The organism is Nocardioides sp. Root151 (assembly GCF_001427925.1).
GTDB lineage: Bacteria > Actinomycetota > Actinomycetes > Propionibacteriales > Nocardioidaceae > Nocardioides.
Genome location: NZ_LMGG01000001.1, coordinates 919548 through 932202 on the forward strand (window position 1 = coordinate 919548; position 12655 = coordinate 932202).

A 12655-nucleotide genomic window follows, 5' to 3' on the forward strand; every position below is an offset into this window, starting at 1 on the left:
ACCCGGGTCGTCGTACGCCGCCCCGGCGACGCCGCAGCCGCGCGGTCACCAGATGATGTCGCGTCGGTTCACCTTGCCGGTCGCGTTGCGCGGCAGCGGTTCGGTGCCGATGTGCCACACGGTGGGCGTCTTGTACTTCGCCAGCCGCGGCGCGAGGTGCGCCCGCAACGTCGCCTCGTCGACCTGGCTGCCGGGTCGCACGACCACCGAGGCCGCCACCGCCTGACCCATGTCGGGGTCGGGCACACCGAGCACGATGCACTCGAGCACGTCGGGCAGCAGTGCCAGCTGGTTCTCGACCTCGGCCGGATAGACGTTCTCCGCACCGCGCAGGATCAGGTCCGAGCGTCGGCTCGAGAGACGCAGGTGGCCGTCGACGAGACATCCCAGGTCGCCGGTCCGGAACCAGCCGTCGGCCGCCTCGGACTCGGCGGTGGCCTCCGGGTTGCGCCAGTAGCCCAGCATCATCTGGGGTCCGCGCAGGCAGACCTCGCCCTCGACCCCGTCGGGCACCGCCCTGCCTTCCGCGTCACGCACCTCGACCTGCAGGGTCACCACCGGGGTGCCCACCGACTGGGGGTCCACCTCGAGGTCCGCGGCGGTGGCCAGGGTGGCACCCGTGGACGACTCGGTCAGGCCGTACGTCGTCCCCAGCGCTGCACCGGCCACCGGCAGGGCCACCCTCAGCCGCTCCTTGAGCACCGGCGCGGACGGGGCGCTGTTGACCGAAAGTGCGCGCAACGAGGACAGGTCGTACGCCGACAGGTCGCACTCGAGCAACCGGGTGAGCATGGTCGGAACCGCACCCCAGTTGGTGATTCCCTCCTTCTCGATCAACCGCAGCACGGCGTCGATGTCGAAGCGCCCCAGGTGGAGGACGGCGGTGTCGCCGACCGCGAGCCTGGCGATCGCCAGGTTGTGCAGCCCAGCGATGTGGAACAGCGGAGTGGCCAGCAGGTAGCGGCGGTGGCTCGGCGGGAAGCCCAGCTCGGTGGCGACCGCGTCGTTGAGCAGGTGGAACCAGACCGCGCAGAGCACGTTGCGGTGCGAGTGCGTGGCGCCCTTCGATCGGCCGCTCGTGCCACTGGTGAACAGGATCACCGCCGGGTCGTCCTCGTCGACGTCGGCGACGGGCATCGGGGTCCCGCGGTGCCGCTCGACGAGGGCGGCCAGGTCGGTCTCGAACGACAGCACGGGCGCCGCGGTCTCCGCGACCAACGCCGCACGCGGACCGTCGGCGAAGATCACGGAGGGTTCGGTGAGCTCCAGGCCGTGGGCGATCTCGTCGGTGACCCACATCGAGTTCACCCCGACCGCCACGGCACCCAACGCGACGGTGGCCCAGAACGCCACGATCCACTCCGTCGAGTTCGCGCCGCACAACGCGACCCGGTCGCCGGGGTGGACGTCGTACTCCTCACGCAGTGCGGTGGCCAGCGCGGCGACCGCCTCGTGGTGCTGGGCGAACGTCATCCGGCCCTCGGTGGTGACGAGGTAGTCGGTGTCACCGAAGGCCGCCGAGGCGTGGAGCAGCTCGGTCAGGCTGCGGTGCCGGTTGCGGAACACCTGCATCGGCACACCGCGCACCAGCTCCTCGTGCAGCTCGAAGGGCTGGCCGGGGCCGGTGAGTCGAGCCATCGCCTGCTCGCGGGGCGTCATCCGTTCGTCCTCCAGAAGGGGTGGGCTCACCGGACGGTGAGCTGGCCACCGTCGATGTTCCAGCACTGCCCGGTCACCCACGCGGCCTGGTCGCTGGCCAGGAACACCGCGGCGTGGGCGATCTCGACCGGTTCGCCGACCCGGCCCAACGGCAGGTTGGCCCGCACGTAGGTCTCCCACGCCTCGGGCGACCAGTCGTCGAGGCGGCTGGTGGCCGTGACGCCGGGACAGAGTGCGTTCACCCGGATCCCGTGCTGGCCGAGCTCCTTGGCGGCGGTGGAGGTCAACGACTGCACGCCGGCCTTCGACGCCGAGTAGACGCCGGTGCCCGGACCCGACAGCTTGCCGCCGATCGAGGAGATGTTGAGGATGCTTCCTCCGTCACCGCGTTCGACGAAGGCCCGGGCGAAGGCCTGGGTCATCAGGAACGTGCCGCGCAGGTTGATGCGGACCACCCGGTCGAAGTCGGCGACGTCGAGGTCGAGCAGCGGCGCACGGTCGCCACCGCGGGAGGCCGCGGCGTTGTTGACGAGTACGTCGACCCGGCCGAACTCCTCAAGCGTTCCCGCCAGCAGCGCATCGACCTGGTCGGGTTCGGAGACGTCGCAGACCACCGGCAGGGCGCGGCGTCCGAGCGCACGGACCTCGTCGGCCACCGACTCGATGTCGCGCCACCCCGCCTCCTGCTCGTCGGCCGGCCGGTGTGCCGGCGTACGACCGGTGCCGGTGACCACCACGTCGCACCCGGCCCGGGCCAGCTCGACGGCGATCTGGCGTCCGATCGACCGCATCCGGCCGGCACCGGTGACGACCGCGACCTTCCCGTCGAGCCCGGTCAGCTCGTAGCTCATGCGTGCACCCCGTCGATCGTGATGAAGAGGCCGGTCACCTCGACGCACCGGACACCCTCGTGCTCGATCCAACCCACGGCGTGGATCTTCCGGCCGCTGCGCCCGGTGATCTCGGCGTGCAGGTCGAGCGGTGCGTCCAGCGGCGTACGGCTCAGGTAGCGCAGGTCGAGGGTGCCGGTCACCGCCCGTTCGCCCGTGCCCTGGACGAGGCTGCCGAGCAGGCAGTCCATCAGGTGCGCCGAGAAGCCGCCGTGCAGGTGATCGGGCGGGCCCTCCAGGAGTGCGTCGCCGACCAGGGTGGCCCGCGCGGTGTCGCCGTCGAAGTGGATCTCGAGCGGGATGCCGAACGGGTTCACACCGTAGGTGCGCCACGGTTCGCCGGCCCCGCGCAACTGGGCGGGCAGCTCGAACGATGTCCTCAGCACCCGGGTCCGCGTCTCGGTGCCGAGCAGGTCGGCCAGGCCGGAGATCGACTTGGTCGCCTCGACGAGGTCGTCGACCGGCAGGTCGGTGGTGGCCACCGCGAGCATCAGGGCCCGGGTCGCCTCGACGAGCTCGACGGTCGTGGCCCGGCGCTCGGGGTCCGTCACAGGGATGGCTTCGGATTCTCGGGGGTTGCTGGACACGCACTGTTTCTAGCGGCTGGGCCTCGGATTCGATGGGACCGCTCCCGGCCACCGGGAACACCTGCACCGCGGGGTGGGTCCGCGCCTAGGTTCGCGACATGAAGTTCGCCGTGATCGCACCCACCGCTGCCGGAACCACCGCCGATCCCGTCTGGATGACGGCCTACGCCCAGCACGTCGAGGCCTGCGGCTTCGAGTCCCTGGTCCTCGTCGAGCACGCGGTGGTGATGAGCCGCTACTCCAGCGTCTATCCCTACGACGCGTCCGGGAAGATGGAGCTGGCCGACGACCTCGACATCCCCGACCCGCTCGACCTGCTGGCGTTCCTCGCCGGTCAGACCACGACGCTCGGCCTGGCCACGGGCGTGCTCGTCCTTCCGAACCACCACCCCGTGGTGCTGGCCAAGCGGCTGGCCACCATCGACCGCCTCTCTGGCGGTCGGCTGCGGGTCTGTGTCGGCATGGGCTGGATGAAGGAGGAGATCGAGGCCTGTGGCGCCCCGTTCGAGTCCCGTGGCCGCCGCGCGGACGAGCAGCTGCAGGTGCTCCGCGAGCTGTGGGCCGACTCGTCGCCCGACGGCGCGGACCACCACGGGGAGTTCTTCGACTTCGACGGCGCGATGTCCTACCCGAAGCCCGCCCAGCCCGGCGGCGTACCCCTTCATGTCGGCGGCCACAGCAAGGCCGCGGCGCGACGAGCGGGCCGGTACGGCGACGGCTTGCAGCCGCTGGGCGTAGCCGGTGAGGAGCTGGCCGCACTGGTCAAGCTGATGAGGACCGAGGCCGAGGGCGCCGGGCGCGACCCGGAGGCGCTCGAGGTCTCCCTGGGGCACCTGGTCTCCAGGATCGACCAGCCGCGCGCCGAGCGGCTCGCCGCCCAGGGCGCCGACCGGATCGTGCTCGCCGCCGGCGAGACCGCCGACCTCGACCAGGCCCGCGACGAGCTGTCGGCCTGCGCCCAGCGCCTGGGACTCTCATGAGTGGCCCGGCTCTGACGCCGGAGTCCGCCGACCTCGTCGAGCTGCGCCACCTGGTCCACCGTTATGCCGGGGCCGTCGATGACCGCGACCCGGCCGGGGTCGCCGGGCTCTTCACCGACGACGGGGTGCTGGCGACGGCGCGGCCCCCGACACACCTGGACCCGGTCGAGGAACACGTCGGGCAGGCCGGCGTACGTGCCGCGATGGAGCAGGTGCTCGGACTGCGCGGCACGTTCCACGCGGCCTGTGGCGAGGTTTTCACCGCCGGAACGGACGCGGACACCGCGACCGGGCGGATCGCCTGCGAGGCGCACCACTACACGGACTCCCCCGACGGCCCACGTGACCTGGTCTGGACGGTGACCTACCGCGACCACTACCGGCGTACGCCGGCGGGCTGGCGGTTCAGCCGCCGGGAGGTGCACGTCGGCTCGGTGCGGACCCAGACGTTGAAGGCCGTCCGGTGAGCCGGGTCAGCGTGGTGACGGGTGGGGCGCTCGGCATCGGCGGCGCGACCTCGAGGCGCCTGGCCGCCGACGGGGACACGGTCGTGCTGGTGGACATCGACGCCGCGGCGGCCGACTCCACGGCCACGGAGATCCGGGCCGCGGGAGGGACCGTTCACGTGGTGGTCGGCGACGTGGCCGACGACGACGTGGTCGAGGCGGTGTCGACGCAGGTCGGCGAGCTCGGCCGGGTCGACGTCCTGGTCAACAACGTCGGCGACTTCCGCCCGGCGTCGAAGACGTTCCTGCACAGCAGGCCCGAGCAGTGGCAACGGCTCTACGAGCTCAACCTGCTGCACGTGCTCAAGGTGACCCACGCCCTGCTCCCCCGGATGGTCGAGCAGACCTCCGGTGCGATCGTGAACAACTCGACGGTCGAGGCGTTCCGCGGCATCCCCGGCAACGCCGCCTACTCGGCGTACAACGCGGGCGTCTCGGCGTTCACCAAGAGCCTGGCGGTCGAGGTCGGGCAGTACGGCGTCCGCGTGAACGCCATCGCGCCCGACCTGGCCGACACCCCGCAGACCTCGCGCGACGCGATGCTGCGCGGCCGCGACCCCGACCTGCTGCGCACCTGGATCCCACTGGGCAGGTTCGGGCACGTCGACGACTACGCCGCGGTGATCGCGTTCCTCGCCGGCGACGAGGCGAGGTTCGTCACCGGCCACACCATCCCCGTCGACGGCGGCACCCTGGCCGCGTCGGGCTGGTATGCACGCGAGGACCGCAAGGGCTGGACGAACATGCCCGACCACCCCTAGGCGGGCCGCTCAACGTGAGCTGAACTGCACGCTCTCGCCCTTGACTCCCTGACGGCTGTTGGCGGCGATCGCGACCCCTGCAAATCCGACACCCATGAACACGATCGTCCACGACCCGAACAGGCGCGGCGCCAGCGCACCGAGCGGCAGGGTGGCCACGTGGGCCAGCAGCAGGGCGGGCACCCACTTCGACGTGGTGCCGGCCCGCAGCAGGGCCAGGCCGATCAGCAGCTCGCCCAGGTAGAACGCGGCCACCCACCCGAGCAGGAAGCCGTTCAGTCCGGGATCGGCGACCACCTCGTCGAGTGCCTCCGCGCGCACCGCACCACTGAGGGCAAGGGCCCGGAAGAACGCCAGCAGCATGGCGTAGCCGGCCGTTCCGACACAGCCGATCAGGAAGATGCAGCAGCCGACCAGGCCGAGCAGCCCACCACGCTTCTGGAACAGGGTGAGCACCGCCGGGAGGCCGAGGACGAGTGCGATCGCGGCGATGAAGAAGAGCACCGAGACCGCGAGCCACTGCGAGTCGTGCTGCTCGACGAGGTGCAGGGACTCCGTCGGGGTGTCTCCGCCGGGCAGCAACGTCGATCCCAGGGCCAGCGTCACCGCGCCGGCAATCAGCGACGCCGCCGAGGCCGGCACCCAGTCGAAACGCATGGAGACACGGTACGGCGTACCGCGGCCGCGGTGCAGGCGTTCCCGCGAGTGGACGCGGTGAGAGTTACCTATCGGTAGCGGTTAGCGTCGTTGTGACAGTCGTCGATCGGATCAACGAGGAGAAGACATGGAGAAGATCGGGGTCGTCGGATGCGGCCTGATGGGAGCCGGCATCGCGGAGGTCTGCGCCCGCGCAGGGCTCGACGTCGTGGTCGCCGAGTCGTCGCAGGGTGCCGCCGACACTGGCCGGTCGCGACTCGAGAAGTCGCTGGCCCGTGCCGAGGCCAAGGGCAAGATCTCCTCCGCTGCCGACGTACTGGCCCGGATCCGTGTGGTCATCGACCTCGACGAGCTCGCCGACCGCGACCTGGTCGTCGAGGCGATCCTCGAGGACGAGGACGCCAAGACCGAACTGTTCCGCCAGCTCGACAAGATCGTCACCTCCCCCGACGCGATCCTGGCCTCCAACACCTCCTCGATCCCGATCATGAAGCTCGGCGTGGTCACCAACCGCCCGCAGAACGTGCTCGGCATCCACTTCTTCAACCCGGTGCCGGTGCTCAAGCTGGTCGAGCTCGTGCCGTCCATCGTCACCGCGCCCGAGGTCACCGAACGCTCCCGCGCGTTCGTGCAGGACGTGCTCGGCAAGGAGGCGATCGACTGCCAGGACCGCGCCGGCTTCGTGGTCAACGCGCTGCTGATCCCGTTCATCCTCTCCGCGATCCGCATGATGGAGTCGGGCTTCGCGACCGCCGCCGACATCGACCGCGGCCTGGTGCTCGGTGCCGCCCACCCGCAGGGCCCGCTCGCGCTGGCCGACCTGATCGGGCTCGACACCACCAAGGCCGTCGCCGAGTCGCTCTACGAGGAGTTCAAGGAGCCGCTCTACGCCGCCCCGCCGCTGCTCAACCGCATGGTCGACGCCGGCCTCCTCGGCCGCAAGACCGGCCGTGGCTTCTACACCTACAACTGAACGAGGAATCCATGCCTGACGAGAAGATCGTCCTGGTCGACGGCGCCCGCACGCCGGTCGGCAGCTTCGGCGGAGTGTTCAAGGACGTGCCCGGCTTCGAGCTCGGCGCGACCGCTGCCCGCGAGGCCCTGAGCCGCGCCGGCGTCGACGGCGCCGACATCGAAGAGGTGGTGATGGGCTGCATCGGCCAGGTCGGGCCCGACGCCTACAACGCCCGCCGGGTCGCGATCACGGCCGGCCTGCCGAAGAACGTGCCCGCCTACACCGTCAACCGGTTGTGCGGCTCGGGGCTGCAGGCCATCTGGTCGGCCGCCATGGAGATGCGCTGGAACGACCTCGGCCTCACCCTGGCCGGCGGCGACGAGTCGATGACCCGCATGCCGTTCTACGACTTCGGTGCCCGCAACGGCTACAAGCTCGGCAACCGGTCGCTGGTCGACGGCACCGTGATGATGCTGACCGACCCGTTCCACGACATCCACATGGGCGTCACCGCCGAGAACGTCGCCACCAAGTACGGCGTCTCGCGCCAGGAGCAGGACGAGTTCGCCCTGCTCTCCCAGCAGCGCGCCGCCAGCGAGGCCGCCAAGGCCGCGTTCGCGGAGGAGATCACCCCGGTCGAGGTGGGTGGCCGCAAGCCGTTCACCGTCACCGAGGACCAGCACCCGAAGCCCGACACCACGCTCGAGACGCTGGCCGGACTGCGTCCTGCGTTCAGCAAGGACGGCACGGTCACGGCCGGCAACGCCTCCGGGATCAACGACGGCGGCGCGGCCGTCGTACTCGCCCGTGAGTCGGTGGCTGCCGAGCGCGGCCTGACCGGACTGGTCTCCATCGAGGCCGTCGCGACTGCGGCGATGGAGCCCGAGCTGATGGGCTACGCACCCGTGCTCGCGTTGCAGAACCTCTTCGAGAAGACCGGCACGAAGCCCTCCGACATCGGCTCGATCGAGCTCAACGAGGCGTTCGCCTCGCAGGCCGTCGCGGTGATCCGCGACGCGAAGCTCGACCCCGAGCAGGTCAACCCGTACGGCGGCGCGATCGCGCTGGGCCACCCGGTCGGCGCGACAGGGGCGATCCTGTCGCTGCGGGTGGCCAAGGACCTCGTGCGCCGCGACCTCGAGCTGGGCATCGTCACCATGTGCATCGGCGGCGGCCAGGCCCTGGCTGCCCTGTTCCGGAGGATCTGACATGAGCGACCTCGTCTCGTACGCCGTGACCGACGGTGTGGCCCGCATCGAGCTCAACCGCCCCGAGGTCTCCAACGCGGTCGACCTGCCCACCGCCCACGCACTGTCGGCGGCGATCAAGTCGGCGGCCGCTGATGATGACGTACGCGCCGTGCTCGTGACGGGTGCCGGCAAGCGGTTCTGTGCCGGTGGCGACGTGGCCTCGATGGTCGCGTCGGACGGCGACCAGGCGGCGTACCTCCTCGAGCTGGCCGGCGCACTGGACGGCGCGCTGCAGGAGCTCACCGCGCTCGAGAAGCCCGTCGTCGGCGCCGTCCAGGGTGCCGTGGCTGGAGCGGGTCTCGCGGTGATGCTCAGCTGCGACCTCGTGGTGGCCGATCCTGGCACGAAGTTCGTGACCGCCTACCCCGGTGTCGGGCTGACCCCCGACTGCGGTGTCTCGTGGCTGCTCCCCCGCGCGATCGGACAGCAGCGCGCCCTCCACATGGCGCTCACCAACACCCCGATCACCGCCGACGTGGCCCTCGACTGGGGCCTGGTCACCGAGGTCGCCGGCGCTGACCGCGCCCTCCAGCTGGCCACGACGCTGGCGGCCGGGCCGGTCTTCGCGTTCGGCCAGGCCCGGCGACTGATCCGTGGTTCGTGGGAGTCCGACCGGGCCTCTGTCGGACGCGACGAGGCGGTCACCATCGCCAAGGCCGTCGGCACCGACGACGCCCAGCGACTGCTCGCTGCCTTCACCAAGCGCTGAGCTCGGCTGGCGCGTCCCTGACCTGGGACGCCTTCGCACTTGTGCGGCGCTGTGGTCGCCTCGCCCGCGTCACGACGCGTGTGGAGCGACCGTAACCCCGCGTTGCACGAGGCGGCGCGGGTGTTCGGGGTCAGGGCAGCGGCGGGAAGATCGGGCCGCCACCGAACATCCGCCTCGGCGACACCGGGGTCCCACCGCCGGGCTCGACGATGCCCAGCTCGGCGGCCGCCTCGGCGGTGATCACCACGCCGCCCGTGCGCCGGTGCAGGTCAGGATCCGCGGCGATCGCGGCCACCACCCGCCCCTGCAGCTCCGGCGTCTCGGTGTCCGACACCGAGACGCCCGCGATGTTGTCGACCCCGCTGGCCAGCAGCTTCTCGGTGCGGACCAGGCCGGGCCACAGCGACAACACGGTCACCCCGTGCTCGCGCAGTTCCAGTGCCGCGTCGTGGGTGAGTTTGTCCAGCCCTGCCTTGGAGATCCCGTACAGCGTGGAGTGCAGGTAGGCGCGGGTGCCGACGGAGGAGATGTTGACGACCAGCCCCGTGCGCCGGGCGATCATGAGGGGCGCGGCGACGTGGGTGGCCACGTAGTGCGCGCGCAGGCCCACGCCGATCAGCGTGTCCCAGTCGGACAGCGGCCTCTCCCAGAACTTCTCCGGCGTCACGTGGTTCATCGGCGGACCGGCCCAGGCGTTGTTCACGAGCAGGTCGAGACGTCCCGCGTGGTCGTGCACCGTCGTGACGAGTCGGCGTACGTCGTCATCGTCAGTGTGCTCGCAGGTGTGGGCGTGGCCCGTGCCTCCTACGGCGTCGACGCGGTCGACGGTGGCCTGCAGGCGCTCGCGGTCGCGGCCGGAGACGTGCACGGTCCAGCCGGACTCGGCCAGGCCCACCGCGATCCCCTGGCCCACGCCCTTGCTGCCCCCGGTGACCAGGGCGACCCGGCTCCCGCCGCTCACGAGAACGACTCCGTGACGGCGAAGCCCTCGGGCAACGGTGTGGTCAGGGTCCACAGCACCGTGACCTCGCTGCGGGCGATCCGCCACTCCCCGTCCTCGACGACGTAGCGGTCGGCGTACTCGACGGCGCTGACCGACTCGGTGCTCCGGGTCAGGTCGACCTGGCGGAAGCGCAGGGTCCAGGCTCCGGTGGCCTCGTCGTCATCGACCTCGATGTCGGCGTGCAGGGCGTGGTGCATGTCGAGGACGACGACCTTCCCGTCCACCCGCTGCAGGGCGATCCGGCGAAACACCGCCGCGATGCCGTCGGCGTCGTCGAAGCTCCCGATCCGTGGCCCGTAGTCGAGCATCGCACCGCGCTCGATGAAGCAGGCGCGGAAGTCCTCGGGACGCTTCGCGTCACAGGCCCGCAGGTAGCGATGCTTGAGTGCCTTGATCTTCTCGACCGCCTCGAGGCGGGAGACACGTGCTTCCAGGTCCACGGGGACACCTGCCCTTTCGCGGGGTGGTCGGTCTCGCGCAGGAACCAACGGCCCCGAGCGTTGCTGCAAGGCAAGCACTGACTCGCCGTCAGCTCGACGTCAGTCCCGCCCAGTGGGCACCGTGGTCAGGCTGGGTGCCGGAGCCGTCCGGTCACGCAGCATCGGCAGCAGGGCGGCCAACCCCACCAGGGGCAGCAGCGCGAGCGCCACCAGGCTCCAGTCGATGCCGACCACGTCGCCGAGACCGCCGACGACCGCGGAGCCGATGGACCCGCCGACCAGGAACAGCAAGGTCGCGACACCCAGGGCCACACCGCGTACGTCGGCGTGCACGGCGTCACCGACCGCGGCACTGAGCGCGGGCTGGCCCATGCCGAACGAGGCGGTGGCCAGCATCACGGCGACCAGCAGCACCGGCGCCCACGTCTGGTGAGCACCGACCGCGGCCACCAGCATCGCGACCGACACGATCGCCCCCGATGCGGCCAGGGTGTTCGTGGCGCCGACCCGGTTCAGCAGCGGACCGGCGAAGCGAGGGGTGATCAGGCCGACCGCAGCGCTGGGCACCATCAGCAGGCCGACCTGCCACGGCTCCCAGCCGTCGCCGACCAGCACCGCCGGGATGGCGATCAACAAGGCGAACCATGCGGCGGGGATGGCCATCGCGGCCAGCGCGCTGCGCACCACGACAGGGTTGGTGATCACCGAGGCGGGCAGGAAGCCGTGTGGTCGGCGGCGGACCCGCAGTACGACGGCCGGTGTGCCCAGTGCCATCAGCAGGACGCCGGCCACCGCCACGGCCACGCCGGTCGACGGTGACTGCACCAGCAGGACGGCGCCGGCGGCCGTGGCCGCGACCAGCACGGCACCGACGATGTCGAGCCGGGCCCCGGTGCCCTCGTTGTGCAGGGCGTGCCAGAGGAACGGGATCACGAGCAGTCCGAGGATCGGCAGCGCCATCACCGCACGCCAGCCGAACTGGTGCTCGACGATGCCGCCGATGAGGGGGCCGAGGCAGCTCAGTGCCGCGGCGAAACCGGCCAGCCGGCCGAACGCCAGGCCCCGGATCTCGCCGTGGTAGCGCGCGCTCAGCACCGCGACCCCCATCGTGGGTACGGCGGCCGCGCCCGCACCCTGGAAGATGCGGGCCACCAGCAGCACCTCGAAGTTGGGGGCGAGGGCAGAGACGATCGCGCCGCTGGTCATCAGCGCCACGCCGACCAGCAACGGCAGGCGTACGCCGACAAGGTCGGCCACCCGTCCGTAGACCGCGGTGGTGACCGCGAGCATCAACGCGTAGAGCGTGATGGTCCAGGTGCTGACACCGACGCTCACACCGAGGTCCTGGGAGATCAACGGCAGCGCGATCGCGGCCGAGGAGGAACCCATGCCGGCGAGGCCGAAGAGGAGTCCGAGCAGTACGGACACACGTCTCGCGTCTTTGGCCATCACAACCTTCACCAACCGCCGCCCGGCACCATTCATTCCTCTCCGGCGGGGGCGGATGTCGGGCGAGGCCCCGACTCGTCACACTCAGGAGACGAAGACGACCGAGTCCTCGAACGTGGCCCGGCTGGTCCGGAAGGCGTTGACCGGGTGATCGGTGTCAGCGAAGCCGAGAGAGACCGCGCAGACCACCAGTCGGTCCGCCGGCAGGTCGAGGACGTCGCGAACGGTCGGCGACTGCATGGCGATGGCAGCCTGCGGGACGGTCGCGACCCCCAGCTCGTGGGCGGCGTTGAGCAGGTTGGCGACATAGCCACCGCAGTCGACCGCCCCGTAGACACCCTGGTTGGCGTCGGTGGTGATGATCGCGACGTGGGGTGCGTCGAAGAACGTGAAGTTCTTCAGCATCTGGAGATCGCGCGCCACGCGGTCATCACGGGCGATGTCGAGGCTCTCGTAGAGCGCGTAGCCTGCCTCGCGCCGACGCTCCTGGTGGACCCCGACGTAAGCATCCGGCATCGGCAGGTCGGAGCCACCGGCTCCAGAGACCACAGCGTCGACAAGGCCCTTGGCCAACCGCTCCCTGGCCTCGCCGCTGAGCAGGTGCACCTGCCACGGCTGGGTGTTGCACCACGACGCCGTGCGTTGTGCGAACGCGAAGATCTTGCGCAGAGTCGTCTCGGGCACCTCGTCGGTGGTGAAGGCGCGGCAACTCCAACGCTCTTCCAGAACACTGTGAAACTCCACCATCACTCCTGTCTCGTGTCTGGCACCCGTCTGGTACCCGTGTGGTGCCCGTGGTGCTTGGTCGA

At 70.9% G+C, this 12655-nt stretch carries 14 protein-coding genes; 6 read left to right on the forward strand and 8 right to left on the reverse strand.

Annotated elements, in window-relative coordinates:
• Positions 1-45 precede the first annotated feature (45 nt).
• From ASD66_RS04310 to ASD66_RS04320, 3 genes are read right to left on the reverse strand one after another with little or no spacing between them, the layout of a single operon-like run.
• Positions 46-1659, reverse strand: coding sequence for a class I adenylate-forming enzyme family protein (locus tag ASD66_RS04310; RefSeq protein ID WP_056890129.1), 1614 nt, complete (start codon positions 1657-1659; stop codon positions 46-48).
• 26 nt (positions 1660-1685) lie between these two features.
• Positions 1686-2510 carry an SDR family NAD(P)-dependent oxidoreductase gene (locus ASD66_RS04315; RefSeq protein WP_056890130.1) on the reverse strand — a complete coding sequence of 275 codons (825 nt, stop codon included), beginning with the start codon at positions 2508-2510 and terminating at the stop codon, positions 1686-1688.
• Entirely contained in the window at positions 2507-3136 is a 630-nt protein-coding gene (locus tag ASD66_RS04320; protein ID WP_200949852.1) for a PaaI family thioesterase, read from the reverse strand. The genes ASD66_RS04315 and ASD66_RS04320 overlap by 4 nt, the downstream gene beginning before the upstream one ends.
• 98 nt (positions 3137-3234) lie before the next feature.
• Here ASD66_RS04320 and ASD66_RS04325 point away from each other — a divergent pair, with 98 nt between their 5' ends.
• Genes ASD66_RS04325 through ASD66_RS04335 form a run of 3 tightly spaced genes read left to right on the forward strand, consistent with a single transcriptional unit; the run spans position 3235 to position 5383 of the window.
• Complete coding sequence (locus tag ASD66_RS04325) at positions 3235-4116, forward strand: LLM class F420-dependent oxidoreductase (protein ID WP_056890131.1); 882 nt, start codon at positions 3235-3237, stop codon at positions 4114-4116.
• Positions 4113-4583, forward strand: coding sequence for a nuclear transport factor 2 family protein (locus ASD66_RS04330; RefSeq protein ID WP_056890132.1), 471 nt, complete (start codon positions 4113-4115; stop codon positions 4581-4583). The genes ASD66_RS04325 and ASD66_RS04330 overlap by 4 nt, the downstream gene beginning before the upstream one ends.
• Entirely contained in the window at positions 4580-5383 is an 804-nt protein-coding gene (locus tag ASD66_RS04335; RefSeq protein WP_056890133.1) for an SDR family NAD(P)-dependent oxidoreductase, read from the forward strand. Before ASD66_RS04330 ends, ASD66_RS04335 begins: the two co-directional genes overlap by 4 nt.
• A gap of 9 nt (positions 5384-5392) precedes the next feature.
• On the opposite strand, the gene ASD66_RS04340 is transcribed toward ASD66_RS04335, so the two are convergent.
• The gene (locus ASD66_RS04340; protein ID WP_056890134.1) at positions 5393-6040 is read right to left on the reverse strand and encodes a hypothetical protein; all 648 of its coding nucleotides are present in this window, start codon (positions 6038-6040) and stop codon (positions 5393-5395) included.
• A gap of 127 nt (positions 6041-6167) precedes the next feature.
• Between ASD66_RS04340 and ASD66_RS04345 the strand changes: the two genes are divergently transcribed.
• Genes ASD66_RS04345 through ASD66_RS04355 form a run of 3 tightly spaced genes read left to right on the forward strand, consistent with a single transcriptional unit; the run spans position 6168 to position 8954 of the window.
• A complete protein-coding gene (locus ASD66_RS04345; RefSeq protein WP_056890135.1) occupies positions 6168-7013 on the forward strand; it encodes a 3-hydroxybutyryl-CoA dehydrogenase in 846 nt (281 codons plus the stop codon).
• Between the two features lie 11 nt (positions 7014-7024).
• Positions 7025-8203, forward strand: a complete 1179-nt coding sequence (locus ASD66_RS04350; RefSeq protein WP_056688032.1) for a thiolase family protein — start codon at positions 7025-7027, stop codon at positions 8201-8203.
• A 1-nt stretch (position 8204) separates the two neighbouring features.
• Positions 8205-8954, forward strand: coding sequence for an enoyl-CoA hydratase/isomerase family protein (locus ASD66_RS04355; protein ID WP_056890136.1), 750 nt, complete (start codon positions 8205-8207; stop codon positions 8952-8954).
• A gap of 130 nt (positions 8955-9084) precedes the next feature.
• Here ASD66_RS04355 and ASD66_RS04360 read toward each other — a convergent pair whose 3' ends face one another.
• The 4 genes from ASD66_RS04360 to ASD66_RS04375 all read right to left on the reverse strand — a co-directional run bounded on the left by ASD66_RS04360 (position 9085) and on the right by ASD66_RS04375 (position 12593).
• Positions 9085-9915: an SDR family NAD(P)-dependent oxidoreductase gene (locus ASD66_RS04360; protein WP_056890137.1), complete on the reverse strand. Its 831-nt coding sequence runs from the start codon at positions 9913-9915 to the stop codon at positions 9085-9087.
• A complete protein-coding gene (locus ASD66_RS04365; RefSeq protein ID WP_056890138.1) occupies positions 9912-10397 on the reverse strand; it encodes a nuclear transport factor 2 family protein in 486 nt (161 codons plus the stop codon). The genes ASD66_RS04360 and ASD66_RS04365 overlap by 4 nt, the downstream gene beginning before the upstream one ends.
• A 99-nt stretch (positions 10398-10496) precedes the next feature.
• The gene (locus ASD66_RS04370) at positions 10497-11846 is read right to left on the reverse strand and encodes an MFS transporter (protein ID WP_162254246.1); all 1350 of its coding nucleotides are present in this window, start codon (positions 11844-11846) and stop codon (positions 10497-10499) included.
• Positions 11847-11930: 84 nt separating this feature from the next.
• Positions 11931-12593 carry a nitroreductase gene (locus tag ASD66_RS04375; protein WP_056688017.1) on the reverse strand — a complete coding sequence of 221 codons (663 nt, stop codon included), beginning with the start codon at positions 12591-12593 and terminating at the stop codon, positions 11931-11933.
• Positions 12594-12655: the final 62 nt, after the last annotated feature.